23 protein-coding genes are annotated in these 24477 nt (G+C 61.5%); 8 read left to right on the top strand and 15 right to left on the bottom strand.

Annotated features, from left to right (window positions below):
- Positions 1-86: 86 nt before the first annotated feature.
- A complete protein-coding gene (locus H145_RS0104050; protein ID WP_026351237.1) occupies positions 87-2561 on the bottom strand; it encodes a M4 family metallopeptidase in 2475 nt (824 codons plus the stop codon).
- A gap of 297 nt (positions 2562-2858) precedes the next feature.
- Here H145_RS0104050 and H145_RS0104045 point away from each other — a divergent pair, with 297 nt between their 5' ends.
- Positions 2859-3650, top strand: a complete 792-nt coding sequence (locus H145_RS0104045; RefSeq protein WP_026351236.1) for an SDR family oxidoreductase — start codon at positions 2859-2861, stop codon at positions 3648-3650.
- A gap of 138 nt (positions 3651-3788) precedes the next feature.
- Here the strand turns inward: H145_RS0104045 and H145_RS0104040 are convergent, their stop codons facing one another.
- Positions 3789-4664 (bottom strand): ATP-grasp domain-containing protein, encoded by an 876-nt coding sequence (locus H145_RS0104040; protein ID WP_019946855.1) that lies wholly within the window; start codon positions 4662-4664, stop codon positions 3789-3791.
- Positions 4665-4802: 138 nt separating this feature from the next.
- Positions 4803-6131 carry an amidohydrolase gene (locus H145_RS0104035; protein ID WP_083937682.1) on the bottom strand — a complete coding sequence of 443 codons (1329 nt, stop codon included), beginning with the start codon at positions 6129-6131 and terminating at the stop codon, positions 4803-4805.
- A gap of 136 nt (positions 6132-6267) precedes the next feature.
- Between H145_RS0104035 and H145_RS0104030 the strand changes: the two genes are divergently transcribed.
- Complete coding sequence (locus H145_RS0104030; protein ID WP_019946853.1) at positions 6268-6954, top strand: phosphatase PAP2-related protein; 687 nt, start codon at positions 6268-6270, stop codon at positions 6952-6954.
- Positions 6955-7103: 149 nt separating this feature from the next.
- On the opposite strand, the gene H145_RS0104025 is transcribed toward H145_RS0104030, so the two are convergent.
- Together H145_RS0104025 and H145_RS0104020 are read right to left on the bottom strand one after the other, a co-directional pair.
- Positions 7104-7889: an SDR family NAD(P)-dependent oxidoreductase gene (locus tag H145_RS0104025; protein ID WP_019946852.1), complete on the bottom strand. Its 786-nt coding sequence runs from the start codon at positions 7887-7889 to the stop codon at positions 7104-7106.
- Between the two features lie 140 nt (positions 7890-8029).
- Positions 8030-8845, bottom strand: coding sequence for a phytanoyl-CoA dioxygenase family protein (locus H145_RS0104020; RefSeq protein WP_019946851.1), 816 nt, complete (start codon positions 8843-8845; stop codon positions 8030-8032).
- Positions 8846-9089: 244 nt separating this feature from the next.
- On the opposite strand from H145_RS0104020, the gene H145_RS0104015 reads away from it, so the two are divergent.
- The 4 genes from H145_RS0104015 (at position 9090) to H145_RS0104000 (ending at position 12654) form a co-directional block, all read left to right on the top strand.
- The gene (locus tag H145_RS0104015; RefSeq protein WP_169513158.1) at positions 9090-9881 is read left to right on the top strand and encodes a WG repeat-containing protein; all 792 of its coding nucleotides are present in this window, start codon (positions 9090-9092) and stop codon (positions 9879-9881) included.
- A gap of 252 nt (positions 9882-10133) precedes the next feature.
- Complete coding sequence (locus H145_RS23635; RefSeq protein WP_169513157.1) at positions 10134-10523, top strand: energy transducer TonB; 390 nt, start codon at positions 10134-10136, stop codon at positions 10521-10523.
- Between the two features lie 181 nt (positions 10524-10704).
- Positions 10705-10989 (top strand): energy transducer TonB, encoded by a 285-nt coding sequence (locus H145_RS24435; protein WP_019946848.1) that lies wholly within the window; start codon positions 10705-10707, stop codon positions 10987-10989.
- Positions 10990-11097: 108 nt separating this feature from the next.
- Positions 11098-12654 (top strand): hydroxymethylglutaryl-CoA reductase, encoded by a 1557-nt coding sequence (locus H145_RS0104000; protein WP_019946847.1) that lies wholly within the window; start codon positions 11098-11100, stop codon positions 12652-12654.
- 167 nt (positions 12655-12821) lie between these two features.
- Here H145_RS0104000 and H145_RS0103995 read toward each other — a convergent pair whose 3' ends face one another.
- The 8 genes from H145_RS0103995 to prmC all read right to left on the bottom strand — a co-directional run bounded on the left by H145_RS0103995 (position 12822) and on the right by prmC (position 20896).
- Positions 12822-13358 carry a hypothetical protein gene (locus tag H145_RS0103995; protein ID WP_019946846.1) on the bottom strand — a complete coding sequence of 179 codons (537 nt, stop codon included), beginning with the start codon at positions 13356-13358 and terminating at the stop codon, positions 12822-12824.
- A gap of 156 nt (positions 13359-13514) precedes the next feature.
- On the bottom strand, positions 13515-14387 hold the full coding sequence (gene rfbA / locus H145_RS0103990) for a glucose-1-phosphate thymidylyltransferase RfbA (RefSeq protein WP_019946845.1): 873 nt from the start codon (positions 14385-14387) through the stop codon (positions 13515-13517).
- Between the two features lie 133 nt (positions 14388-14520).
- Positions 14521-15528, bottom strand: a complete 1008-nt coding sequence (locus H145_RS0103985) for an SDR family oxidoreductase (RefSeq protein WP_019946844.1) — start codon at positions 15526-15528, stop codon at positions 14521-14523.
- A 91-nt stretch (positions 15529-15619) separates the two neighbouring features.
- The gene (rfbB, locus tag H145_RS0103980; protein ID WP_019946843.1) at positions 15620-16675 is read right to left on the bottom strand and encodes a dTDP-glucose 4,6-dehydratase; all 1056 of its coding nucleotides are present in this window, start codon (positions 16673-16675) and stop codon (positions 15620-15622) included.
- A gap of 77 nt (positions 16676-16752) precedes the next feature.
- Positions 16753-17796, bottom strand: a complete 1044-nt coding sequence (galE, locus tag H145_RS0103975; RefSeq protein WP_019946842.1) for a UDP-glucose 4-epimerase GalE — start codon at positions 17794-17796, stop codon at positions 16753-16755.
- Positions 17797-17916: 120 nt separating this feature from the next.
- A complete protein-coding gene (locus tag H145_RS0103970) occupies positions 17917-19215 on the bottom strand; it encodes a nucleotide sugar dehydrogenase (protein ID WP_019946841.1) in 1299 nt (432 codons plus the stop codon).
- Between the two features lie 56 nt (positions 19216-19271).
- Positions 19272-19868, bottom strand: coding sequence for an acyltransferase (locus H145_RS0103965; RefSeq protein ID WP_026351234.1), 597 nt, complete (start codon positions 19866-19868; stop codon positions 19272-19274).
- Positions 19869-20026: 158 nt separating this feature from the next.
- Positions 20027-20896, bottom strand: coding sequence for a peptide chain release factor N(5)-glutamine methyltransferase (prmC, locus tag H145_RS0103960; RefSeq protein ID WP_019946839.1), 870 nt, complete (start codon positions 20894-20896; stop codon positions 20027-20029).
- 150 nt (positions 20897-21046) lie between these two features.
- Between prmC and ribD the strand changes: the two genes are divergently transcribed.
- The gene (ribD, locus tag H145_RS0103955) at positions 21047-22096 is read left to right on the top strand and encodes a bifunctional diaminohydroxyphosphoribosylaminopyrimidine deaminase/5-amino-6-(5-phosphoribosylamino)uracil reductase RibD (protein WP_019946838.1); all 1050 of its coding nucleotides are present in this window, start codon (positions 21047-21049) and stop codon (positions 22094-22096) included.
- A 171-nt stretch (positions 22097-22267) separates the two neighbouring features.
- Here ribD and rpmA read toward each other — a convergent pair whose 3' ends face one another.
- Positions 22268-22585, bottom strand: coding sequence for a 50S ribosomal protein L27 (rpmA, locus tag H145_RS0103950; RefSeq protein WP_019946837.1), 318 nt, complete (start codon positions 22583-22585; stop codon positions 22268-22270).
- A gap of 116 nt (positions 22586-22701) precedes the next feature.
- Positions 22702-23007, bottom strand: a complete 306-nt coding sequence (gene rplU / locus H145_RS0103945; protein ID WP_019946836.1) for a 50S ribosomal protein L21 — start codon at positions 23005-23007, stop codon at positions 22702-22704.
- A 468-nt stretch (positions 23008-23475) separates the two neighbouring features.
- Here rplU and H145_RS0103940 point away from each other — a divergent pair, with 468 nt between their 5' ends.
- Positions 23476-24438, top strand: coding sequence for a ribonucleoside-diphosphate reductase small subunit (locus H145_RS0103940; protein WP_019946835.1), 963 nt, complete (start codon positions 23476-23478; stop codon positions 24436-24438).
- Positions 24439-24477 lie beyond the last annotated feature (39 nt).

The following is a 24477-nucleotide window of genomic DNA, read 5'->3' as shown; positions in this document are numbered from 1 at the left end:
GGGGCCTTCTTTTAGTTGGAGTTGTTGATTTCTCCAAAACGGAAGCTAGCAGCTAATGGCTCTCAGCTAACAGCTTAAAATCAAGCCTATTGCTTCACGAACCGCTCGTGGAAGGTTTTCTGTCCATCGGAAACGGTGAGCAGGTAGACGCCGCCGGCCAGGTTGGCCACGTCCAGTTGGCCGTTCTCGAAGCGCACATTGGCCACGCGCGCCCCGCGCAGGTCGGTCACGACGGCCGATACGGCTGGCGCTTTACCAGCCAGCACGATGTTGAGCACGTTGGCCGCCGGGTTAGGATACAGCGTCAGGGCCTTCTCGAAGCTGTTGCTGCCGAGCGAGGCACTTTGGGCCGCTATGGTAGCCCCGGCACCCGCCGTCAGGCCGGTTCCGCCGCTGATGTTGACGGTGTAGTCCTCGGTTTCGCCGTAGCTGAAGCTGCCGCAGCTGGTGGTGGCCGCGTTGTCGCTCATGGTGATGCGCATGCGCGTGGCACCACTCCGGGCCGACGAAGGCACCGTGAAGGTAGCCGAAAGCGTGGCGCTGCTGGCCGAAGAGCCCGACACTACTGTTTCGCCGGCGTCGGTGAAGTCGCCATCGTGGTTGTAGTCGATGTACACGCGCCAGTTTTCGGTGTAGGCCGTCGAGGCAAAACCAGCCGAGATGTTGATGGTCTGCGACGAGCCGGCGGCCAGGGTCGTGCTCAGGGCCGTGCCGTCGTAGTAGCCACCGTTAGCACCCGAAGTGCGGTTGATGGAGCCCAGCTTCACCAAATCAATCCACTCGTAGCTCGTGTTGCTGCCTTTGCTGGTGCAGTACGTCACGCCGGTTGGTGGCGGCGTTGTGCCCCCGCCACCCGCGGCGGCGCCCACGCCCACGGCGTACCAGGCGTTGGTAACGGCCGTCACCTGGGCCGAGCCGGCCCCGAACAAATCGGTAGCCGCCGAGATGGAAGCTGTGCGGGCCTGCGCGTAGGTAGAGGAAGCCGTCAGGTACACGCTTTCGGTGCGGTAGGCAATTTTGGCCGCGTTGCTGATGCCTTGGCCGGTTACCGAGTAGGCGCTGCCGATGTCGTTGGTGCCCGAACCGCCCTGGCTGAGCAGGTAGAACCAGTAGTTGAGCACGCCCGAGTTGGTGTGCACGCCGCCCTGGTCGTTGGCATTGGAGGGCGAGGCGGTAGTGGCCTGCCAGTACTTGCCTTTGTAGGTGTCGGGCTGGCCGTAGAGGTTGGGGTTGCTCATCGAGCGCAGGGCCCCGCCGTTCTTCATAATCTGCTCGCCGATGTCCCAGGTGCTCTTGCCGGTCAGGCCGTAGTCGGTTACCGCTTTGGCTTCCACGCAGGCGCCCCAAATGTCGGAGAAGCCCTCGTTCATGGCGCCCGACTCGTTGGCGTAGGTGAGGTTGGCGGTGGTTTCGCACACGGCGTGCCCGATTTCGTGGCCGCACACGTCGAGGGCCGTCAGGGGCTTGAAGGTGCTGGCCCCGTCGCCGTAGGTCATCACCGAGCCGTTCCAGTAGGCGTTTTCGTAGCCGGCGCCGCCGGGCTGGTCATCAAAATGCACGTAGCTCTTGATTTTGGCGCCGGCGTTGTTGTAGGAGTTGCGGTTGTGTACCGTTTTCCAGTAGTCGTAGGTGGCCTGGGCGCCGAAGTGGGCGTCGCCGGCCACGTTGTCGAAGTTGGCGTTGTTGTACTCGGCGGCCGTCCAGTTGTTGTCGTTGTCGATGAAGTCGGTGGCGGCCGAGTAGCTGTTACCCTTTTTGCAGTTGTAGGTTTCGATGCCCGAGCCGCGGGTGGTTTCGCGCAGGTAGTAGCCGCCGCTGGTGGTGCCGGTGGCCAGCGTGCGGGTGCCGCTGTAGGCCGTGGCAAAGGTGCCGGTAGCGGCGGCGTGCTTGATGATGGCATCCTGCGAAATCACGCGGCCCGAGTGGGCATCGACGTAGATGTAGGCCCGGCTGACGGGCGCTTTGGCGTACACGTTGAACTTCCAGGCCAACGCCGGCTGGCCGCTGGTTTCATCGTGGATTACCACCAGCTCGCCGCGGGGCTTGTAGGTGGCATCGGGGTTGGCTTCCTGCTGCTTCAGGCCGGCTTCCTCACGGGCATCCTGCCACATATATTCCCTGGCGCCCACAAAGGCCATAGCCCGCTGCAACCCGGTGGCCGCATCGAGCGAGGGCGTTACGTTCAGGTTCTCCACCTTCTCAATCTGCCCGCTGATGCTTTCCACGTTGCCCTGCCGGGCGTGCACCGCGTAAATGGCGTGCTCTACCTTGATGCCCTTGTAGTACTGCTGGTACTTCTCGTGCACAAAGCCCAGCTCATCGGCCTTGGTGCCAACCGACAGCAGCTCGTCGGCGCTGCCGAGGGCCAGCTGCTGGCGTAGCACGGCCGGGGCATCGTTGAGCTTGTAGGCGTTGCCCGCCGCTTTGAACTGCACCAGGTAGGGGGTGCCGTTGTCGCGCAGGTTCTTGCTTTGAACCCGCGAGTAATCCTGGGCGAAGGCGGCCGAAGAGCTCAGGCCACCCAGCAACAATAATGCTGCTACCGAGTATTTGTTGTGCATACGTTGGGGTTGGTTGTGAAAGTGAGATTTTGAACAAAAGGAAGAGATTCGATAAAATCAGAAGCTCAATCCGGAGTCCAAATTATACTTTTATCAATATAAACGTCTTTTTATTAAATTATTTATCTTATAACACCTTTTTTAATGACAATATTATTGACCTTCAGCAAAACCACTACCTTCTATAATATCCTGAATTTCAGCTATTTAAAATTATTACTCACTACTTTCAACAACCGAAACCTTCTAAGCCTACCTGCGCGCCGGCCCGAATTTTAAACATTTCAAGATACCTACATGAAAACTTCATCTGATCTTCATCTTTCCCGCTGGCGCCTCGCGGGCCAGACGGCCGTGGTAACGGGCGCTTCCAAGGGCATCGGGGCGGCCGTGGCAGCCGAGCTGCTGGCGCTGGGCGCCACCGTAATTGCCGTGGCCCGCACCGCCGCCGACCTGGAGCAGCAGGTAGCCGAGTGGCAGCAGCAGGGGCTGCCCGCCCACGCCCTGCCCGCCGACGTGAGCACGCCCGCCGGCCGCACCGCTCTACTGGCCGAAATAGCCGAGCGTTGGCCTCAGGTGCATATCCTTGTCAACAACGTGGGCACCAACATCCGCAAACCCAGCCTCGATTACACCGACGACGAATACCGGCAGCTGCTGGCGACCAATCTCGATTCGGCCTGGGAGCTGAGCCGGGGCTTGCAGCCGCGGCTGGTGGCGGCCGGCGGCGGCAGCATCGTCAATATCTCGTCGGTGGCGGGCCTTGTGCACGTGCGCACCGGCGCTATTTATGGCATGACCAAGGCCGCGCTGGTGCAGCTGACGCGCAACCTGGCCGTCGAGTGGGCGGGCGCGGGCATCCGGGTGAACTGCGTGGCGCCCTGGTACATCCGCACACCGCTGGCCGAAACCGTGCTCAAGGATGATACCTTCCGCGCCAGTGTGCTGGCCCGCACGCCGATGGGCCGCGTGGGTGAGCCCGAAGAAGTGGCGGCCGCCGTGGCCTTCCTGTGCCTGCCCGCCGCCGCCTACATCACCGGCCAAACCCTGGCCGTGGACGGCGGCTTCACGGTGAATGGGTTTTCGTAAGAAGTCAAAGGAAAAAAGTCCGTCTGTCATCCTGAGCGCAGCGAAGGACCTATACAGAAGCCATTCTCTTTCGAGGTTAGCTTCTGTATAGGTCCTTCGCTGCGCTCAGGATGACAGACGGACTTTTTTCCTTTTGACCTACAGCAATAGCCGACGTAAAGCCTGCTCGTAGCGGGGCAGGGCCTGGGGGTCGGAGGCGAGGTAGAGAAACGGCTCGATAAGCTCCAGCTCCATAAGCAGCAGCTCGCCGTCCTGGTCGAGGCCATCGACGCGGGCGTAGAGGCAGCCGGGCGCGAACTGCTGCACGATGCGGTCGGCGGCCTGGCGCAGGTGGGCCGGCGCCTCGCGCGGGGCAATGGCGCCGCCCAGGTAGTGCTGCACCCGAAAGTCGCCCGATTTAGGCGTTTTGAGCACCGCGTGGCTGAATTCGCCCCCGTAATAGAGCAGCGACCATTCGCCTTCTTCCTGAATGCGCGACAGGAAAGGCTGGGCCAGAAAGTCCTCCTGGGCCACCAGCTCGGTGAGCTGGGGCTGGCGCACGGCCGTTTCGTGGCGGCCGATGATGAACGTGTTTTTGGCGCCGCCGCTCACGGCCGGCTTCACCACAATCTGGTCCTGGCCCATTTCGTCGAGCAGGGCGGCGGCATCTACGGCCTCGCCGCGGGGCAGCAGCCGGGTGGGCACAATGCGCACGCCGGCCCGCTCCATTTCCAGCAGATACCGCTTGTTGGTGTTCCAGCGCACCACACTTACCGGGTTGAGCAGGCGCACCTGCTGGCGCTCCAGCTGGTCGAGCCAGTGCAGAAACTCCTCCACGCGGTCGAAATAATCCCAGGGCGACTTGAGCAGCACCACGTCGTAGCGGTTCCATTCCACGGTCGGATTGCTCCAGATGCGCGGCTCCACGTCGTGGCCCTGCTCGCGCAGGTAGCGGGTGAGCAGCGCGTCTTCGTCGTCAACATTAGGCGCACCGTACTGGGCCAGGCTTTCGCAGGTTACAAGGGCAATATTCATCACAGATTTTCGCAGATTTTTGCGCTGATTACGCAGATTCGTTTCGGAGACTGGCGCTACCCAATGGTGGCTGGACCCGCAAGCGGTTTCCCGGCCCCAAAGCTAACAGCTACCAGCTGTCAGCTAACAGCTCAAAAATCACTTTCCATTGAGGTAATCGAGGGCCAGGGTGGCCAGGGTGCGCACGCCCAGCGTCAGGCCGCTTTCGTCGATGAAGAAGCCGGCGGTGTGGTGCGGGGCGGTGGTGGCGGGGTTCGTGCCCTTGGCCATGCCCCCCACGAACACGAACAGGCCGGGTACTTTTTCCTGGTAGAAAGCGAAGTCCTCGGCCCCGGTTACGGCTTTTTGCACCATTACGTTGGCCGGGCCGGCGGCGCGCTCCAGGCTGGGCACCATGCGGGCGGTCAGGGCCGGGTCGTTGTAGGTAACGGGGGCGTAGGGCGTGATGTCGACCTCGGCGGTGGCGCCGGCGCTTTCGGCAATGCCGGTGGCCGTGCGCCGCACGGCGGCCCACACTTTCTGCTGCATCTGCTTGTTGAGGCAGCGGATGGTGCCGGTCAGCTCCACCTGCTCGGGGATGATGTTGTGGCGCACGCCGCCGTGCACCATGCCCACGGTCAGCACCACGGCGTCCTCGGTCAGCTCGGCCTGGCGGCTGACGATGGTTTGCAGCCCCAGAATAATCTGGGCGGCCGTTACCACCGGGTCGATGGCCAGCCAGGGGTAGGCGCCGTGGGCCGATTTGCCTTTCACTTTGATGCTGAACACATCGGACGACGCCATTTCGCCGCCCGGCCGGTAGCTCAGGCGGCCCACCTCGGTCTGGGCCTGAATGTGGAGGCCAAACACGGCATCGACTTTGGGGTTTTCGAGTACGCCTTCCTTCACCATGAGCCGGGCGCCGCCCTCCATGCCCGGCAGCGAGCCTTCCTCGGCGGGCTGGAAGATGAACTTGACGGTGCCGGGCAGGTCCTTTTTCATTTTCACCAGCACTTCGGCCGCGCCCAGCAGCATGGCCACGTGGGTGTCGTGGCCACAGGCGTGCATTACGCCCACCGGCTGGCCGTTGTAGTCGGTGCGCACTTTGGAGGCGAAGGGCAGGCCGGTGGTTTCGGTGACGGGCAGCGCGTCCATATCGGCGCGCAGGGCTACTACCGGGCCGGGGCGGCCACCGCGTAGCAGGGCCACTACGCCGGTACGGGCCACGCCGGTTTGTACCTCCAAACCCAGCTTCCGCAGGTGGTCGGCCACGAGGGCGGCGGTGCGGGTTTCCTGGTTACCCAGCTCGGGGTGCTCGTGCAGGTCGCGCCGCCAGGCAATTACCTGGGCCTTTTGCTGCTCGGCCAGTTGGGCCACGCGGGCCGTTAGGTCGGCGGAGGCGGCCGGCTTGCGTTTTTGAGCGCAGGCCGGGCCGGCGGCCCAAAGCGTGAGGGCCAGCGCGGCGGCCAGGGGGTAGCAGTTCTTCATGGGCAGCAGAATAAGCAAGGGCCAGTAGCAGCCGGACAGCGGGCCGCTCCGGCCAATATACACCGCCCGAAGCGGCACCCGCAACTACCAGACGCACCAACGGCACGCTGGCTGCTTTGCGCTACTTTTGCCCGCTATGCTTTCCCACGATTTTCCCGGCGACCCGGCCCCCAATCCAGCCGCCAGGCCGCTGGCCCGCCCCACGGCCCTGCCGCTTACCTGGCCGGCCGCCTGGCGGCGGCCGGCCTTCCTGGCGCGGCTGGGGCTGGTGCTGGCGCTATTGCTGGCGCTGGCCAGCCAGCTGCCGCGCTTTTTTGCCTGGGTGCAGGCCCGCCCCGGCTACCATCTGCCCGACCCGCTGCTGGCCTGGCTGCCCGCCCACGATGTTTCGGGGGCCACATTTGCGGTGATTTATGCGGGCATCGCGCTGGGTGTGGCCACGCTGCTGCCGCGGCCGGCGCGGCTGCTGCGGGCGCTTTGGGCCTACCTGCTGCTGCATCTGCTGCGTTGCGCCACGCTGGCCCTGCTGCCGCTGGAGCCGCCGCCGGGCCTGGTGCTACTACGCGACCCGCTGGTGGACGCGCTCTTCTACGCCGCCCTCGCCCCCATTACCAAAGACCTGTTTTTCTCGGGCCACACCGCCACGCTGCTACTACTAGCACTGGCCGTACCGCCCGGCTGGCGGCGCGGGCTGCTGCTGCTCGGCACCGTAGCCGTGGCCGCGCTGGTGCTGGTGCAGCACGCCCACTACACCTACGACGTGCTGGCCGCCCCGCTGTTCGTCTGGCTCGCTTGGTGGGGCAGTAAGTGGCTTAGCGCTTAGAAAGCACCGTCATTCAGAGCGCAGCGAAGAATCTCGCGTGCAGTAGTATACCTATCATCAGGGATTACTTTGGCACGCGAGATTCTTCGCTGCGCTCAGAATGACCGTGCTTTCAAAGCGCTAAGCTCTCGGTTCTAAGCTCTCATTTCTCACTTCTCCCCTTTCGTCTCGTAGATACCCGCCGCGATGCGCTCGGTGAGACTTTTGGGCACGAAGCGGGTGAGCGTGGCCGACAGGCTATTGAGGGCACCCGGAATGACTTCGGCCTCGCCGGCCAGCAGGGCCCGGATGCCGGCCTGCGCCACCGGCTCGGGCAGCATGGAAACCCGGTTGGCCTTGGATTGCAGCTCGGCGCTCATACCGGCCCGGTCGGTGAAGCTGGTGTCGGTGGAGCCGGGGCTGAGGCAGCAGACCGACACGCCCGAGTCGCGCAGCTCGTAGCGCAGGCCGCGGCTGAAGCTGAGCAGAAACGTCTTGCTGGCCGCATACAGGCTGAACGTGGGCACGGCCTGGTAGGCGGCGGTGCTGGCCACGTTAAGAATGTAGGCCTTCGGAGCGCGGTGCAGCGCGGGCAGCAGCCGGTGCGTGAGGGCCACCGGCAGCTGCATATTCAGGTGCAGCATGTTCAGCTGGTTGCCCAGCGGCAGCTCCTCGAAGCGGCCCCAGATACCGTAGCCTACATTGTTGACCAGCACCGTCAGCTCGCCGGGCTGGGCCAGCGCCCAGGCGGCCAGGTCTTCGTCGGCGTTGGGCGCGGCCAGATCGAGGGCCAGCACGCGGGCCTCGCGGCCGAGCTGGCGGGCTTCGGCGGCTACCTGCTCCAGGTCAGATTCGGAGCGGGCCGTGAGCAGCAGGTCGTAGCCGCGGCGGGCCAGCTCCAGGGCCAGGGCCCGGCCAATGCCGCGCGAGCCACCGGTGATAAGGGCAGTTTTCAAGGTGAGATGGTGAAATAGTGAGATGGTGAGTTTGATGTTCGGGCGGCGCGGGGCAGCAACGGCGTAAGGAGTGCAAATGGCGCAATCAGAGCCGTTGAACAGCAACTCACCATTTCACCATCTCACTATTTCACCGCTAACTATTTCACCAGGTGCAGAAAGCGCAGGTAGAAGGGCGTGGGGCTGTTGTCGTGCTTGGGCTCGTATTTGCCGGCCAGAATGGGCACGTACATCACGCGGCGGCGCGACACTTCGCCCACCAGCGGCGAGCGGGCCACGCGGTGCCACATGCGGCCGTCGTGCACGGTCAGGTCACCGGGCTCGGTTTCGATGACGATTTCGTCGGGGTCAGGGCCTACGTCTTTGTAGTATTTCTTGCGGAACAGGATGTCGCGCAGGCTTTGGCGGTGGGTGCCGGCCAGCACGCGCAGGCCGCCGTTGGTGGCCGGCGTACCGTCGAGGTGCACGCCCACGTTCAGCATCGGCCCAATTTTCTTGCCGTAGAACACGTCGCGCAGCGAGTCAGTGTGCCAGCCCATCTGCGAAAATTCCGAGCCCGTTACGTTCACGTAGTGGTTGATAACGAGGCCGTCCTTCTCGTTTTCGCCCACCCGGCCGCCGGGGGCCTCCAGCAAAGGGAACAGGGCCGTAAAGCGCGGGTCCTGCAGAAACTCGTGCAGCACGGGGCTGTGGTGCGAGGCGAAGGCGAAGCGCTGCACAATGGGCGCGCCATCCACATCGCGGCCGTACTTGATGGGCACGCCGTTGACCTTCTTCACGTCGTCGGCCAGCCAGCGCTGCTGCACCTGCTCGGAGGCACGCAGCAGCTCGGCCACGGTATCGGGCCCCACGAAGCCGCGGAAATGCAGGAAGCCGTGTTCTTGAAAAAACGCCAGCTGCTCCGGTGTCAGCGCATCGGCCAGCGTGAAACGCGGGTATGGAACAGATAAAGGCATAGGGTAAAGCGAATGGATATCCGCCCGGTTAAGCGGCCGCAAAGGTACGCCACGCGGCGGGTAAATTGGCGTGGCCTAGCACCCCGGCTGGGCTACTGTGGAGCCCCACGAACCAGCAAGCTGGCCGCGGCCGCATGAAGAGCGCGTGAATCAACCAATTGGCCGGCCATTGGTTTAGGCAAAGTGCCTATCTTAGCCGGGCAGGGCTTCGGCCTGCCCATCTGTTTTTCTTTGCATGACACGAGTGCCGCTTTTACTGTTGCTATCGGTGCTGCTGTTGCCGCTTTCCGCCTGGGCGCAGGCGGCCGAAGCCCGGCTGGTGCCCTTCCGGCAGGGCCGCCAGTGGGGCTACGCCGACCGCCGGGGCCGGCTGGTGCTACCCGCCCGCTACGACGAGGCGGGCCCGTTCGCCGACGAGCTGGCCTGGGTGCGGGTGGGCAGTCTGTACGGCTACATTGATGGGGCCGGCAACCCCGTAACGCCGGTGCAGTACACGCGGGCTGGCAACTTCCAAAGCAACCAGGCGCTGGTTGAGCTCAACGGTGAAACCTTCGCCATCGACCCTGCCGGCCGCCGCCTTCCGCCCGCCGAAGTAGCCGACCCAGCCGACGAAGACCCGCTTGAGCAGGGCGACCTGGTGCGCGGCCCCGACGGCAAGGTGGGCTTCCGCTTCACCGTAGGCACGGCCCGCATTCCAGCCATCTACGACGAAATCAAGGACAACTACAACGGCCTGCTGCTGGTGCGCCAGGGCGAAAAATGGGGAGTGCTCGACAGCCGGGGCAAGCTGGTGCAGCCCGTGCAGTATGATTCGGTGCGCCGCGGCGGCAGCCCGTTGTTGCCGGCCGTGCGCCACAACGGCCGCTGGGGCTACCTCGGTCCCGAAGGTCGCCGCCTCATCGAGCCGCGCTACCTGCGGGCGGCACCCTTCTTCGGCGGCGTCGCCCGGGTGCAAACGCCCTCGGGCGCAGTCGGCTACATCGACACCGAGGGCCGCGAGTTCTGGGAAGACACCGAGCCGACGGCGGATAAGTAGCGGGCGCGGACAGCCGGTTGGGCAGTAGCGCGGCGTTGTATTAACATCGGCTTGCTGCGGCCTGCGAGTTGCTGAACGGTAGCTGCAGGCTCGGCCGGCAACTCGCCGGCCAGGTCTGCAGCTCTTGTGCGTTTCCATCACCTTCACCACCGAATAGCTATGACTGCCCGGTTTCTGCTGTGCCTGTTGCTGCTGGGTTGTGGCCGTGGAGAAGATCCACCAACTGCTGACCCATCCATTCAGCTACCCCGAATGGCAATTGAAACTGCCGATTCGCAGAGTGTTAGTGCGCAGAAAATTAAACCACCTCCAAAACTTATTCCTATCGACTGTTTCGGGCCCGGCGCGGGAACACCGGCTTTTAAAGGCGGCAACGACAGTTTAATAGCATTTCTGAGCCGGTATGCGCAATGGCCCGAAGGACTGCCTCTTTCCATTACAGGAAAGGTTTATGTTCGGGTAATGGTCGAGGAGGATGGAAAAATCAGTAGTTCCACTGTGCTGAAAAGCCTGCATCCGCTGGCCGACGCGGAGGCGCTCCGACTGGCCGGATTGTTAAGCGGGCATTTTGTGCTAACCGGCCGTAGAGGCAAGGCCGATGCGGTTAGTTATATCATTCCCATCACCTTCAGCGCCGAGTAAGATGCGTAACTGGCTGTTACTACTGTGCCTACTACTGCTGAGTGGCTTAACGGCCGCCGCCCAGGTAACGCCGGACAGTTCGAAGCTGCCACGGCCATTTGGCCCTCCCCTGGGCTACGACCCGCTGTGGCACTGCTGGAGCTGTCAGTATCCGGTGTATCTAAATGGTGGTTTTGGCGGGATGCTACGAGACATTAACAAGAATCTACGCTTTCCGCCCCAACTACAAAAAGATGGCCGCGTGTTCGTGCGGTTCACGATTGATGCTACGGGCCAAGTACGCAACCCCACCGTAGAGCAGGGCCTGCAGCCCGACGCCGACTCGGCGGCCGTGCGAGCCGTCGGGCTGCTGGGGCGATTTACGCCGGCCCTGGACCCGCGAGGCCGGCCAATGGCGGTAAAGCAGACGATTCCAGTAGCCTTTATTTATGATGGCGAAGACCGACCGAAAAAACGAGTCCATTGAGGCGCTGATTTACGAGAGGATTGCTACTACCCCCCCACCGCCCAGCTTCTATCCGAAAACATTCCTACTTTACCCTTTGCAAATCCCAACTCCCTAACGCCCGCCCCTATGGTTTTCACGCCCAGCCCCATGCTGCTCAAGCTGCTTTACACCCGCGGCAGCCTGCGCAACACGCCCGAGGGCGTGGCCTTCAGCATCAAAAACCGCCTCGACACGGTGCGCATCACCCGCATCGACTTTGTGCAGATTGACGATGTGCGGCTAGGAGTCAGCGAAATTGCCATTGATTTGGGCGAGGGCGACGTGCGGCCGGCCGTGGTGTTCAACGCCGACAGTGCGGGTTTTACGCTGCCGGTGGGCCAGTCGGCCACGTTTTATTTGGCCACCAGCCAGCTGGCCGAGGGCCTGCACACCATCCAGGTGCAGTTCGCGGCCGACCCGTTTGGCGACCTGAACGTGGAAGTGGAGGACAGCATCACGCTCGTGCCCGACAACCGCGCCCGCATCCCGCGCTCCAGCCACGACGATTACTCCGACGAGGCCATCAAGAAGCGCCAGGACTTTGCCGAGGAGTTCACGGGCCAGCAGTTCGAGCACCTCAAGCAGTACTCCTTCGATGCCCACGCGCTGCAGGGCAACTGCGAAAACTTCACGGGCATTGCCCAGATTCCGGTAGGCCTGGCCGGGCCGCTGCACGTAAACGGCGAGCACGCCCAGGGTGACTTTCTTATTCCGCTGGCGACTACCGAGGGCACGTTGGTGGCCAGCTACAACCGCGGCATTCAGCTGCTTAACCTCAGTGGTGGCGTGAAATGCACCGTTATCGGCGACGCCATGCAGCGGGCGCCGGTGTTCGTGTTCGATGATGCCCGCGGGGCCCGCGACTTTGGGCGCTGGGTGGAGGAGGAAATCGGCCGCATCCGGCCCGAGGCCGAAAGCACCTCCAGCGTGGCCAAGCTGCAATACATCGACACCTACCTGAGCAATAAGTTCGCCTACCTGCGCTTCAACTACAGCACCGGCGACGCGGCGGGCCAGAACATGGTGGGTCGCGCCACTTTCGCCGCCTGCTCCTGGATTCTGGAGAACTACCAGGGCGCGCCGGTGCGCCACTTCTACCTCGAATCCAACTTCGCCACCGACAAAAAGGCCTCCCAAATCAACGTGATGCGTACCCGGGGCAAGCGCGTGGTGGCCGAGGCCATCATTCCGCGCAACCTGCTGCAACAGCGCATGCGCGTAACGCCCGAGCAGCTGGCCTACCACGGGCAGGTGAGCAACGTGGGCGCGTTCATGTCGGGGGCCAACAACAACGGGGCGCACTCGGCCAACGGCATCACGGCCATGTTCATCGCCACTGGCCAGGATGTGGCTAACGTTTCAGAATCGTCAGCGGGCGTGTTCTACTCCGAAATCACGCCCGAAAAAGACCTCTACATCAGCATCACCATCCCGAGCCTGATTGTGGCCACCCACGGCGGCGGCACCGGCCTGGCCACCCAAAACGAGTACCTGCGGATGCTGGGCTGCACGGGCCGCGGCACGGTCAACAAGTTCGCCGAAATCGTGGCCGGCGTGGTGCTGGCCGGTGAGCTCAGCCTGGGCTCAGCCATCAGCAGCTCCGATTGGGTAAGCAGCCACGAGCAGTACGGCCGGAATCGGTGATTTGGTGAGATGGTGAGTTTGATGTTCCAGGGCCCCTTGTCATCCTGAGCGTAGCGAAGGACCTATACGGGAGCCAATCAATGGATATAGCCTCTATATAGGTCCTTCGCTGCGCTCAGGATGACAAGGACTTAGAACTCACCAAATCACCATCCCACCAAATCACCTTACGGCTTGCGGGCTTTTACTTTGAACCGCTCGTCGGCGCGGATGGTCACGTCCTGGGCCAGCAGGGTGTTGAGCTGCACTTTGGTGGTGAGCGTGTAGGAGTCGCCCCGCAGAAACAGGTCGAGCTTCTGGTCGGCGGGCTTGAGCGAGATGGTGCTCACGTTGGCCGGCACTTGGTCGAGCGAGGCCAGCAGAAACTGGTCGGCGCTGTTGGCATCGGTGCTGATGTAAATTTCGATGCGCTTGAGGAAGTTGAAGTTCTGGCCCGCCGGATTGCTGATGGTGAGCGTGAGCTTATCGAGCATTACGTCCTGCACGTAATCGGCGCTGGTGCCGTTGCTGGCAAAGGTCGACTGGCTGCTCGACGACACCGGCACGGGTACCAGCGGCGTCAGGGGGCCCAGCGGCGAGCTTTTCGGTACCACCACCGTCTGCGAATCTTCCACATTGAATTCGAGAAAACCCAGGACTTTTTTGCAGCTGCCGAGCAGGGCAAGAGCCACAAGCAACGGCGCAAGAAACAGGAGCTTTTTCATGGAATCGGAAGGTTAGTTGCGTTGAATCTACGAAAATCGTGCCCTGCATGGTAAGTGAGCAGCAAGAGTAAGAGGCGGGACTTCCGTGTTACCAGACCGTTTACGCCAGTAGCACGAAAGCCTCGCCTCTCACTTTATTCAACTCCCTGCTGAAAGCTACATCAGCAGCTGCTCGGGCAGGCGCATGAGGTAGTCACCGTAGCCGCTCTTGCGCAGCGGCTCGGCAATGGCGCGCAGCTGGTCGGCGTCGATGAAGCCCTGGCGGTAGGCCACCTCTTCAATCGAGCCCACCTTCAGGCCCTGCCGCTGCTCCAGTACCCGCACGAACTCGCCGGCCTGCATCAGGCTCTCGAAAGTGCCCGTATCGAGCCAGGCGGTGCCGCGGCCCAGGATGCCCACTTTCAGCTTGCCCCGGCGCAGGTACTCCTGGTTGACGTCGGTGATTTCGTACTCGCCGCGCGGGCTGGGCTTCAGGTCGCGGGCAATCTGCACCACGTCGTTGTCGTAGAAGTACAGGCCCGGCACGGCGTAGTTGCTCTTGGGCTGGGCAGGCTTCTCCTCGATGCTGAGGGCTTTGTTGTCGGCGTCGAACTCGACCACGCCGTAGCGCTCGGGGTCGTGCACGTGGTAGGCGTACACCACGCCGCCCTGGGGGTCGTTGTTGCTCTTGAGCAGCTCCTCCATGCCTTCGCCGTGGAAGATGTTGTCGCCGAGCACCAGCGCCACCTTGTCGGTCCCGATAAAATCGGATCCGAGCACGAAGGCCTGGGCGAGGCCGTTGGGCACTTCCTGCACCACGTACTCGAAGCGGCAGCCCAGCCGCGAGCCGTCGCCGAGCAGGCGCTTGAACTGCTCCTGGTCGTGGGGCGTGGTGATGATGAGGATTTCGCGGATGCCCGCCATCATCAGAATCGACAGCGGGTAGTACACCATCGGCTTGTCGTACACGGGCATCATCTGCTTGGACACGGCCAGCGTGAGCGGATGCAAGCGGGTGCCGGAGCCGCCGGCGAGGATAATACCTTTCATGTTGTAGGGACTTGCGAACTTGAATGATAGATTGTCATCCTGAGCGGAGCGAAGGATCTATACAGAAGCTATTACTTGATACTACCTTCTGTATAGGCCCTTCGCTCCGCTCAGGATGACAGTTGTTTATGTGCTAATTCCGTTCCGCAATAAACTCCTGGTGGGTCTTGAACCAGTCCAGCGTCTTCTGCAGGCCTTCCTGAATCCGTACTTTGGGTTCGTAGCCGAGCAGGTTTTTAGCCTTTGAAATGTCAGCCAGCGAGTCGCGGATGTCGCCGGCGCGGTCGGGGCCGTATTCGGGTACGATGTCGGAGTTGGCTTCGGCCTTGAGGATGTTGAACAGGTCGTTGAGGGAGGTGCGGTCGGCCACGGCGACGTTGTAGACTTGGTTTACGGCCTCTTTGCTATCGACCAGCGCGGCCTTGATGTTGGCCTGCACGCAGTTCTCCACGAACGTGAAGTCGCGGGTCTGGCCGCCGTCGCCGTTCATGCGCGGTGGGCGGCCTTCCAGTACGGCATCAATAAAGAGCGGAATAACGGCCGCGTACGCGCCGTTGGGGTCCTGGCGCGGGCCGAAGATGTTGAAGTAGCGCAGGCCGATGATTTCCATGCCGTAGGTTTTGCCAAACACGTCGGCGTACAGCTCGTTGGCGTACTTGGTCACGGCGTAGGGCGAGAGGGGCTTGCCGATGCGGTCCTCCACTTTGGGCAGGGCCTGATGGTCGCCGTAGGTCGATGAGGAAGCCGCGTACACGAACCGCTTCACGCCGGCTTCCTTGGCACCCACCAGCATGTTCACGAAGCCGCCCACGTTCACATCGTTGCTGGTAATGGGGTCGTTGATGGAGCGAGGCACGGAGCCCAGCGCCGCCTGGTGCAGTACCACGTCAATGCCCTTACAAGCATCAATGCAGGTCTGCCGGTCACGGATGTCGCCTTCAATCACGCGCAGGGCCGGGTTGCCTTCAAACAGCGCCACGTTCTTGCGGAAGCCGTTGGAGAAATTGTCGAGCACGCGCACCTCTTTGGCGCCGTACTTGAGCAGGTATTCCACCAGGTTCGAGCCGATGAAGCCGGCCCCGCCGGTTACGAGGAAAGCCAGGTTATCGAGCGGCCGGTCGTGGAAAGGAGTTTCGTACATTTTATTTAATTAGTAATTAATAATTATCAATTAAGAATTATGCACTGGCGTCAAATAGCGCAATTATTAATTCCTAATTGTTAATTATTAATTAACGCGCAGCGTATTGTTTCTGGTAGTAATCCTGGTAGGAGCCGCTGGTCACGTTGTCGAGCCACTGCTGGTTTTCGAGGTACCAGTCTACGGTCTGGCTCAGGCCCTGCTCGAAGGTCACCGACGGTTTCCAGCCCAGCTCGTTCATGATTTTGCTGGAGTCGATGGCGTAGCGCAGGTCGTGGCCGGCGCGGTCGGTTACGAACTTGATGAGCTGGCGCGAGGTGCCTTTCTCCTTGCCGGTTTTCTCGTCCAGCGTGTCGCAGAGCAGATGGATGAGCTCCAGGTTGGCCCACTCGTTCACGCCGCCGATGTTGTAGGTTTCGCCCACGGTACCCTTGTGGAACACGGCGTCGATGGCGGTGGCGTGGTCTTTCACGAACAGCCAGTCGCGCACGTTTTCGCCCTTGCCGTACACCGGAATGGCCTCGCCATTCTGGATGCGGTGGATGGCCAGCGGAATAAGCTTCTCGGGGAAGTGGTTGGGGCCGTAGTTGTTGGAGCAGTTACTCAGCTTGATGGGCATGTGGTAGGTGTGGTGCCAGGCCCGCACGAAGTGGTCGGAGGCCGCCTTGCTGGCCGAGTAGGGCGAGCGGGGGTCGTAGCTGGTGTCCTCGGTGAACATTTCGGGGCCGAAATCCAGCGAGCCGTACACCTCGTCGGTGCTTACGTGGTAAAACACCTTGCCCTCGTAGCCCAGCGGCTTCCACAAGTTTTTGGCGGCGTTCAGCAGGTGCACCGTGCCCAGCACGTTGGTTTTCACGAAGGCCAGCGGGTCGGTAATGCTCCGGTCGACGTGGCTTTCGGCGGCCAGGTGAATCACGGCGTCGGGCTCCTCGGTGGCAAACAGCTCGTCCACGAACGCCTGGTCGGTGATGTCGCCCTTCACCAGGCGGTAGTTGGGCGCGGTTTCGATGTCGCGCAGGTTTTCGAGGTTGCCCGCGTACGTCAGCGCATCCAGGTTCAGAATCTGATACTCCGGATACTTGGATACGAACAGGCGCACCACGTGCGACCCAATAAAGCCGGCCCCGCCGGTGATGATGATTTTCATTTTCTTGAGCTTTTAGCTGACAGTTGTTAGCTGTTAGCTTTCTATTGAAGGATTAATCTGGCTCGAAAAGCTAACAGCTATTGGCTATCAGCTGAGGAGCCAGCTAAAGACAACTGCCATTTCCAGGAACTGGCCAGCGCCTCTTCCAGCGAAGCCGAGGTCTGGAAGCCCAGGACTTCCACCGATTTCGTAACGTCGGCGTAGATGGCGGGCACGTCGCCGGGGCGGGGCGGGCCTATCTTATAGTTGAGTTTGACGCCAGTGGCGCCTTCAAAGGCCTGCACCACTTCCAGCACCGAATTGCCGCGGCCGGTGCCCACGTTGAAGGTTTCTACCAGCTCGCCGGTGCCGGCCAGCAGGCGCTGCACGGCCACCACGTGGGCCTTGGCCAGGTCCACCACGTGCACGTAGTCGCGGATGTTGGTGCCGTCGGGCGTGTCGTAGGTGTCGCCGTGGATGGTAAGCTGCTCGCGGATGCCGGCGGCCGTCTGCACCACGTACGGAATCAGGTTCTGGGGTACGCCCAGCGGCAGTTCCCCGATTTTAGCTGAGGCGTGGGCGCCAATCGGGTTGAAGTAGCGCAGCAAAATGGTACGCAGCGTGTTGCCGGGGGCGGCGGCCACATCGCGCAGAATGTCCTCGCACATCTGCTTGGTGGCCCCGTAGGGCGAGTTGGCTTTTTTGGTAGGCGTCTGCTCGGTTACGGGCAGCGCGTCAGGCACGCCGTACACGGTGCACGACGAGGAGAACACCAGCGCCTCCACCCCAAACTCGCGCATCACCGTCAGCAGCGTTAGGAGCGAACCTACGTTGTTCTGGTAGTACTCCAACGGCTTTTCCATCGATTCCCCCACTGCCTTGTAGGCTGCGAAGTGAATCACGCCGCGCACGTTGCCTTCCTCGGCAAACACGGCCCGCAAGGCCTCGGCGTCGTTGCAGTCGATGCGGTGCAGCGGCACCTTCACGCCCAGGATGCTTTCCACCCCGTGCAGTGCTGACTCCTGCGAATTGGCAAAGTTATCAATGATAACCGGCTGAAAACCGGCCTGATATAACTCCACCACCGCGTGCGAGCCAATGTAGCCCGCCCCACCCGTTACCAGTATTTTCGTTCGATTCATCTATTTAGTAGTGAGATGGTGAAATGGTGAAATGGTGAGATAGTGAGTTGATGTTCGGCTGGCGCTACCGGCACTTGTTGCGCAAATAAAACGTCAACTCACCATCTCACCATTTCACCGCTAGAGGCTCCAGTACTGCATTTCGCGCACTTTGCCGCGGAACAGCCCTTTGATGTCGACCAGTACGGCGTCGTCGGAGGTTATCGACTGGAAGTAGGCCTCGTCGCACTCGGTGTAGGGTTGGTGGCCGACGGCTACTACTACGGCGTCGTAGTCGGAGCGCACGTCGGCGGCGGGCGTCAGGCGGAAGCCGTACTCGTGAAACAGCTCGTCGGAATCGGCGTGCGGGTCCACGATGTCCACGTTGACCGAGAAGTTCTTCAGCTCCTGAATCACGTCGGCGACCTTGGAGTTGCGGATGTCCTCCACGTTTTCCTTGAAGGTGGCGCCCATCACCAGCACCCGGCTCTTGGCCACGTCCTTGCCCTTCTTGATCATCATCTGCACCGTTTTGCGGGCGATGTAGGCCCCCATATTGTCGTTGGTGGTGCGCCCGCTCAGGATCACCTTAGCATCATAGCCCAGCTCCTTGGCCTTGTAGGTGAGGTAGTAAGGGTCGACGCCGATGCAGTGGCCGCCTACCAGACCGGGCGAAAATTTGAGGAAGTTCCACTTCGTGCCGGCCGCTTCCAGCACCTCGTAGGTGTTGATGTTCATGCGGTCGAAAATCATCGACAGCTCGTTCATCAGCGCAATGTTCACGTCGCGCTGGGTGTTTTCGATGATTTTGGCCGCCTCGGCTACTTTGATGGAGCTGGCCCGGTGTACACCGGCCTGCACCACCAGCTCGTAGGTTTTGGCAATGTCCTCCAGCGACCCGGCATCGCAGCCGGCCACCACCTTCACGATGCTGCTGAGCGTGTGCTCCTTGTCGCCGGGATTGATGCGCTCGGGCGAGTAGCCCACTTTGAAGTCGCCGTTGGCGAAGCTCAGGCCCGAGTGCTGCTCCATTACCGGAATGCAGTCGTCCTCGGTGCAGCCAGGGTACACGGTGCTTTCAAACACCACGTAGTCGCCCTTTTTCAGCACCTTACCCACCGAAGCCGAAGCGCCGAGCAGGGGCTTCAGGTCGGGCTGGGCGTGCTCGTCGATGGGCGTGGGCACGGCTACAATGAAGAACGTAGCCTCGCGCAGCACATCGAGCGAATCGGTGAACTCAATGTCGCAGCCTTCAAAGTCCTTGGCTTCCAGCTCGCCGCTCGGGTCCACGTGGTTGCGCATCATCTCCACCCGCTTGGCATTGATATCGAAGCCGATAACCTGAATCCGGCGGGCAAACTCCAGGGCAATGGGCAGGCCCACATAGCCGAGGCCGATAACGGCCAGCTTGGCCTTTTTACTAACTAATTGGTCGTACACGGAGTTGGGGCTTGGGGTCTTGAGGACTTAAAGGAGATAATACGCTGGCAGCTTTTCTAGGAGCCCAGCGCCGAAACGCGGCCGTCGGTTAGCTGATACTGCTGCCGGCTCTCGGGGCAGGTGGCGCGGCCGGCGTCGTCGAAGGCCAGCAGATGGCCGTGGGCGCTCATCCAGCCCCGGGGCCGGGCGGGGTTGCCGTACACCAGCGCGTAGGGCAGCACGTCGCGCGTTACCACCGAGCCGGCGCCCACAAAGGCGTACTCGCCCAGCGTTACGCCGCACACCAGGGTGCTGTTGGCCCCGATGGTGGCGCCGCGCCCGAGGCGGGTGGGCAGGTAATGCGCTTCGCCCCGGCGGGGCACAGCGGCGCGGGGGTTGCGCACGTTGGTAAATACAACCGAAGGGCCTATAAACACGTCGTCGGCGCACTCTACGCCGGCGTAGAGGCTCACGTTGTTCTGCACTTTCACGTTGCGACCCAGCTGCACGCCGTCGGCTACGAAAACATTCTGGCCCAGGTTACACCCCTCCCCCAGCACGGCGCCGGCACTCACGTGGCAAAAGTGCCAGATACGGCACCCCGCCCCAATTTGGCACCCCTCGTCGAGGACGGCCGTTGGGTGAGCGTAGTAGGCAGGTAGCGGGTGGGGCATAGCGGCAGGCGGGCCGGCAATAATTGAGCCGGCAAAGGTACGGCTTTGAGCGGGGAAGTTTTAGGGTAGCGCGTTGAGTTGTTGGGAAGTTACCTCAAGGAATCCGGCAGGTAGCACCTCAAAGACCTTCATTTCCCCATTTGCCCAACTTTTTACCTTCAGCAAACCCCACCTTGCCAGGTAGCCCGCACCATACGCGGGCGGTCGAAGATATCCAGGTGGCTCGCAATAGATGCATAGCCCAGGCCGCGTAGCAGTTCCTGGGTTTCGGCAGCATATTGCTCGTTGATTTCGAAGTAGAGCGCCCCGCCGGTCGTCAGCAACTCCCGGCCGAGTTCGGCAATGCGGCGGTAGAACAGCAGCGGGTCGTGGTCGGGCACGAACAGGGCGGTGGCGGGCTCAAACTTCAGCACGTTGGGCCGCATCAGGGCGCGTTCATTTTCCAGCACGTAGGGCGGGTTGCTCACCAGCACATCGAGCGGCGCGGCCAGTTGGGGCACTGCCTGCAGAATATCTACCTGCTGAAAATCGACCGCCACGCCGCAGCGCACCGCATTGCGGCGGGCCACCGACAAGGCTTCGGCCGATACATCGACGGCCGTTAGCCGGGCGCCCGGCAGCCGGGCGGCCAGCGCCAGCGGAATGCAGCCCGAGCCGGTTCCCACATCGAGCACATGCAGGCCCACCCGGCCCCGCTGCTCTCGGGCAATCAGCTCCACCAGTTCCTCGGTTTCGGGGCGCGGGATGAGCGTGGCGGGCGTTACCTCCAGCTCCAGGCCGGCAAAGTGAGCCATACCCAACACGTACTGCAGCGGCTCGTGCCGCAGCAACCGCGCCTGCAAAGCGGGCAGCGCATCCAGCCTAGCAGCGGGCGCTAACGGCTCGTCGGCCCGCATGCGGCGTTGCAGGGGCGTGAGTCCGAGCAGGTATTCGAGTACCTGAGCAGCCATGGCCTCGGCTTCGGGCGCTTCGTAGATGGGCTGCAGGGCGGAGCGAAGGTCGGCAGAGAGCTGGCGGAGCGTGGGCATAGGGCAAAAGTACGGCCCGGCCCGCTGTCCTCATTTAGGGCCGGCGCGTATCTTCATCCTCCAAGCTCAATTTGTGTGGCGGCGGTAGAAACGCGACCCATCGCGTCTCACCGTTGAACGTCCCGCCCATCCCGTTCTTAATCCTTGTCCATGCTTGCCCCCAATCCCAATTTCGACCAGCTGATGATGCGCCGGGCTCTCGACCTGGCCCGGCTCGGCGCCGGTTTTGCCCGGCCCAACCCTTTGGTCGGCTGCGTTATCACCCACGAAGGCCGCATTATTGGCGAAGGTTGGCACCGGCAGTACGGCGGCCCGCACGCCGAGGTAAATGCCATCAACAGCGTGCAACAGCCCGAACTGCTGCCGCAAAGCTGCGTGTACGTAACGCTGGAGCCCTGCGCCCACCACGGCAAAACGCCCCCCTGCGCCGATTTGCTCATCGAAAAGCGAGTGGCTGAAGTGGTCATCTGCAACGCCGACCCCAACCCGCTGGTAGCCGGCCGGGGTATAGCTAGGCTGCGGGAAGCCGGTATTAAGGTGGAAACCGGGGTGCTGGAGGCGGAGGGCCGTTGGCTGAACCGGCGCTTTTTCACGGTCCAGGAGCGGCAGCGGCCCTACGTGGTACTCAAGTGGGCCGAAACCGCCGACGGTTACCTGGCCGGACCCTATTACCAGTCGGTGCCCATCAGCGGCGAGCAGAGCCGGGTAGCGGTGCACCGGTGGCGGGCCGAGGAGCAGGCCATTCTGGTGGGCACCCGCACGGCCCTGCACGACAACCCCCGCCTGAACCTGCGCGAGTGGCCCGGCCAGAACCCACTGCGCTTGGTTATCGACAAAAACCTGAGCCTGCCGCCCACCCACCACCTGTTCGACGGCAGCCAGCCCACGCTGGTGTTCACTTACCGCGAGCAAGCCAGCCGCCCCAACCTGGAATTTGTGGTGTTATCGGAAGCCGAAGACCTGTTTCCGCAGATGCTGCAGCAGTTGCATAAGCGGCAGGTGCAGTCGGTGCTGGTCGAGGGCGGAACGACGGTGCTCAACTCCCTGCTCAAAGATGGCCTCTGGGACGAAGCCCGCATCATCCGGGCGCCCAGGCGGCTGGGTGGTGGCGTGCCGGCACCAAAAATGGGCCTGAGCGGTCTGCAAGAGCAGTTCCGCTTGGGCGAGGATGAAGTGTTTGTGTTTGGAAGAAGCTGTTAGCCAATAGCTTTTAGCGGATAGCTTTTGCCCTTTCAGACTCTCCTAATCCAACTATCAACTCGCAACGCCAAAAGCCCTGTCGGCTCCTCATCCCCGGAAGGAAAAGAGCCGGCAGGGCTTTGCTTTCTGAACCAAGCTAGCGGCTAAGAGCCACCAGCTAAGAATTCAAAACTATGCGTTGTCGTGGGCTTCAGCCGAAGCAGGAGCCGAGGTGTGCACCTCCGAGGCTACTACGTCGCCGGCTACTACCGATACGAACGAGCGGTCTTTGCGGCCCTTGCGGAACTGCACCGTGCCGTCGATCATGGCGAACAGGGTGTGGTCCTTGCCCATGCCCACGTTCTGGCCGGGGTGGTGCTTGGTGCCGCGCTGACGCACGATGATGTTGCCGGAAATGATGGACTGACCGCCGAAGATCTTCACGCCCAAGCGCTTGGATTCCGATTCGCGGCCGTTGTTGGAGCTACCTACGCCTTTCTTGTGTGCCATTTTTTTAGAGCTTCAAGCTGCAAGCTACAAGCTGCAAGCTTTATGATAGAATTAAGCCCGATAGTTTTCGAACAGCAGGCTTGCAGCTTATAGCTTGCAGCTTGCAGCTCCCAAAACTAGCCGATGCTGTTGATCATTACTTTGGTGAACTGCTGACGGTGACCGTTCAGCTTCTTGTAGCCCTTGCGGCGCTTCTTCTTGAACACGAGCACCTTATCACCCTTCACGTGGGCGAGGATGGTGCCGGTTACGGTCACGTCCAGCAGCGGCGAGCCAATGGTGAGGGTTCCGTTATCATCGGTCAGCAGGGCCTTGCCCAGCTGCACCTCGTCGCCAACGTTGCCAGCCAAACGGTGGGCGTATACAAATTTATTGGCTTCGACCTTGGTCTGCTTCCCGGCTATGTTGACAATTGCGTACATCGGCGTCTTGGTGTTTCTGAAAATTGGAAGGCAAAAGTACCCGTAACCTTTTACATATCCAAACTCTAACTAACTAAATAGCAGACCGCCTATCCTGGCAGGCCCCAAACACCCTTATCCAACGAACGCGCCAGCGGGTACGCGAATAGCTTTTTTGTGGATAACCTACCTTGTCCACACGCCAAATGTGGATAACTTTTCCGCTTTTCTTACCCTCACCCTATCCAAAACCCTGATTCGGTTCTTTTTAGACTCAACGGCCCTTGTTAGTAGCAGAGCGTTGGGCACTGAGGACAGGCCTAACCAAGTAGGGCAAAAAATTCCGGTGCGGGGCTGCCTTTCCCGGTGCGGTGGGCTATCTTTGGTTTTAAGCCCCGCCGAGGAAATCGGCAAACATTGCTTCTAAGCCTGAGTTAGCTAGGCGCGGCCTTTACCGCGCCGCTATTTTTCGCCTTTCACCCCGACTGCATGGAACCGCTCCTCACCGAAAACCCCAACCGCTTCGTTCTTTTCCCGATTCAGCACGATGATGTGTGGCAGTTTTACAAGAAGGCCGAGGCCTCTTTCTGGACGGCCGAGGAAATCGACCTGAGCCAGGACCAGAAGGACTGGGACAACCTCAACGACGGCGAGCGGCACTTCATCTCGCACGTACTGGCCTTCTTCGCGGCCTCCGATGGCATCGTGAACGAGAACCTGGCCATCAACTTTATGCAGGAAGTGCAGATGGCCGAGGCCCGCTGCTTCTACGGTTTCCAGGTGATGATGGAAAACATCCACTCCGAAACCTACTCGCTGCTGATTGACACCTACATCAAAGACCCCAAGCAGAAAGACTACCTCTTCAACGCCCTCGAAACGGTACCCTGCGTGAAGAAAAAGGGCGAGTGGGCTCTCAAGTGGATCAACTCGGAGAACTTCACCGAGCGCCTGATTGCCTTTGCTGCCGTGGAGGGCATCTTTTTCTCCGGCTCGTTCTGCTCCATTTTCTGGCTGAAGAAGCGCGGCCTGATGCCCGGCCTCACCTTCAGCAACGAGCTGATTTCCAGAGACGAAGGCTTGCATTGCGACTTCGCCTGTCTGCTCTACAAAGACCACCTGCAAAACAAGCTGCCCGAGGCCCGCGTGCAGGAAATCATCCGCGACGCGGTGCAGATTGAACAGGAGTTCGTGACCGACGCGCTGCCCGTGAACCTGATTGGCATGAACGCCAAAACCATGAGCCAGTACATCGAGTTCGTGGCCGACCGCCTGCTCGAATCGTTGGGCTACAACCGCATCTATGGGGCCACCAACCCCTTCGATTTCATGGAAATGATTTCGCTGCAGGGCAAAACCAACTTCTTCGAGAAGCGCGTGGCCGAGTACCAGAAGGCCGGCGTGATGAGCGAGCGAACCGAAAACGCCTTCTCGCTCGACGAGGATTTCTAAACACCCCCGTATTTACCACCCTACAAAAAGCCCCGCCTC

Origin of the sequence: Hymenobacter aerophilus DSM 13606 (genome assembly GCF_000382225.1) — a bacterium.
Lineage (GTDB): Bacteria > Bacteroidota > Bacteroidia > Cytophagales > Hymenobacteraceae > Hymenobacter > Hymenobacter aerophilus.
Note: the sequence above shows the minus strand (reverse complement) of the source record. Positions and strands in the feature narration are given on the sequence as shown.

Bases quoted from the DNA above. Each gene is read 5' to 3' on its own strand.
- rpmA (WP_019946837.1), bottom strand. From the start codon at position 22,585: ATGGCACACAAGAAAGGCGTAGGTAGCTCCAACAACGGCCGCGAATCG.
- H145_RS0104030 (WP_019946853.1), top strand. From the start codon at position 6,268: ATGCTTTCCCACGATTTTCCCGGCGACCCGGCCCCCAATCCAGCCGCC.
- H145_RS0104020 (WP_019946851.1), bottom strand. From the start codon at position 8,845: ATGCCTTTATCTGTTCCATACCCGCGTTTCACGCTGGCCGATGCGCTG.
- H145_RS0103995 (WP_019946846.1), bottom strand. From the start codon at position 13,358: ATGAAAAAGCTCCTGTTTCTTGCGCCGTTGCTTGTGGCTCTTGCCCTG.
- H145_RS0104050 (WP_026351237.1), bottom strand. From the start codon at position 2,561: ATGCACAACAAATACTCGGTAGCAGCATTATTGTTGCTGGGTGGCCTG.
- galE (WP_019946842.1), bottom strand. From the start codon at position 17,796: ATGAATCGAACGAAAATACTGGTAACGGGTGGGGCGGGCTACATTGGC.
- H145_RS23635 (WP_169513157.1), top strand. From the start codon at position 10,134: ATGGCAATTGAAACTGCCGATTCGCAGAGTGTTAGTGCGCAGAAAATT.
- ribD (WP_019946838.1), top strand. From the start codon at position 21,047: ATGCTTGCCCCCAATCCCAATTTCGACCAGCTGATGATGCGCCGGGCT.
- H145_RS0104000 (WP_019946847.1), top strand. From the start codon at position 11,098: ATGGTTTTCACGCCCAGCCCCATGCTGCTCAAGCTGCTTTACACCCGC.
- H145_RS0104040 (WP_019946855.1), bottom strand. From the start codon at position 4,664: ATGAATATTGCCCTTGTAACCTGCGAAAGCCTGGCCCAGTACGGTGCG.
- rfbB (WP_019946843.1), bottom strand. From the start codon at position 16,675: ATGAAAATCATCATCACCGGCGGGGCCGGCTTTATTGGGTCGCACGTG.
- H145_RS0103985 (WP_019946844.1), bottom strand. From the start codon at position 15,528: ATGTACGAAACTCCTTTCCACGACCGGCCGCTCGATAACCTGGCTTTC.
- H145_RS0103965 (WP_026351234.1), bottom strand. From the start codon at position 19,868: ATGCCCCACCCGCTACCTGCCTACTACGCTCACCCAACGGCCGTCCTC.
- H145_RS24435 (WP_019946848.1), top strand. From the start codon at position 10,705: ATGCTACGAGACATTAACAAGAATCTACGCTTTCCGCCCCAACTACAA.
- H145_RS0104045 (WP_026351236.1), top strand. From the start codon at position 2,859: ATGAAAACTTCATCTGATCTTCATCTTTCCCGCTGGCGCCTCGCGGGC.
- prmC (WP_019946839.1), bottom strand. From the start codon at position 20,896: ATGCCCACGCTCCGCCAGCTCTCTGCCGACCTTCGCTCCGCCCTGCAG.
- H145_RS0103940 (WP_019946835.1), top strand. From the start codon at position 23,476: ATGGAACCGCTCCTCACCGAAAACCCCAACCGCTTCGTTCTTTTCCCG.
- rplU (WP_019946836.1), bottom strand. From the start codon at position 23,007: ATGTACGCAATTGTCAACATAGCCGGGAAGCAGACCAAGGTCGAAGCC.
- rfbA (WP_019946845.1), bottom strand. From the start codon at position 14,387: ATGAAAGGTATTATCCTCGCCGGCGGCTCCGGCACCCGCTTGCATCCG.
- H145_RS0104035 (WP_083937682.1), bottom strand. From the start codon at position 6,131: ATGAAGAACTGCTACCCCCTGGCCGCCGCGCTGGCCCTCACGCTTTGG.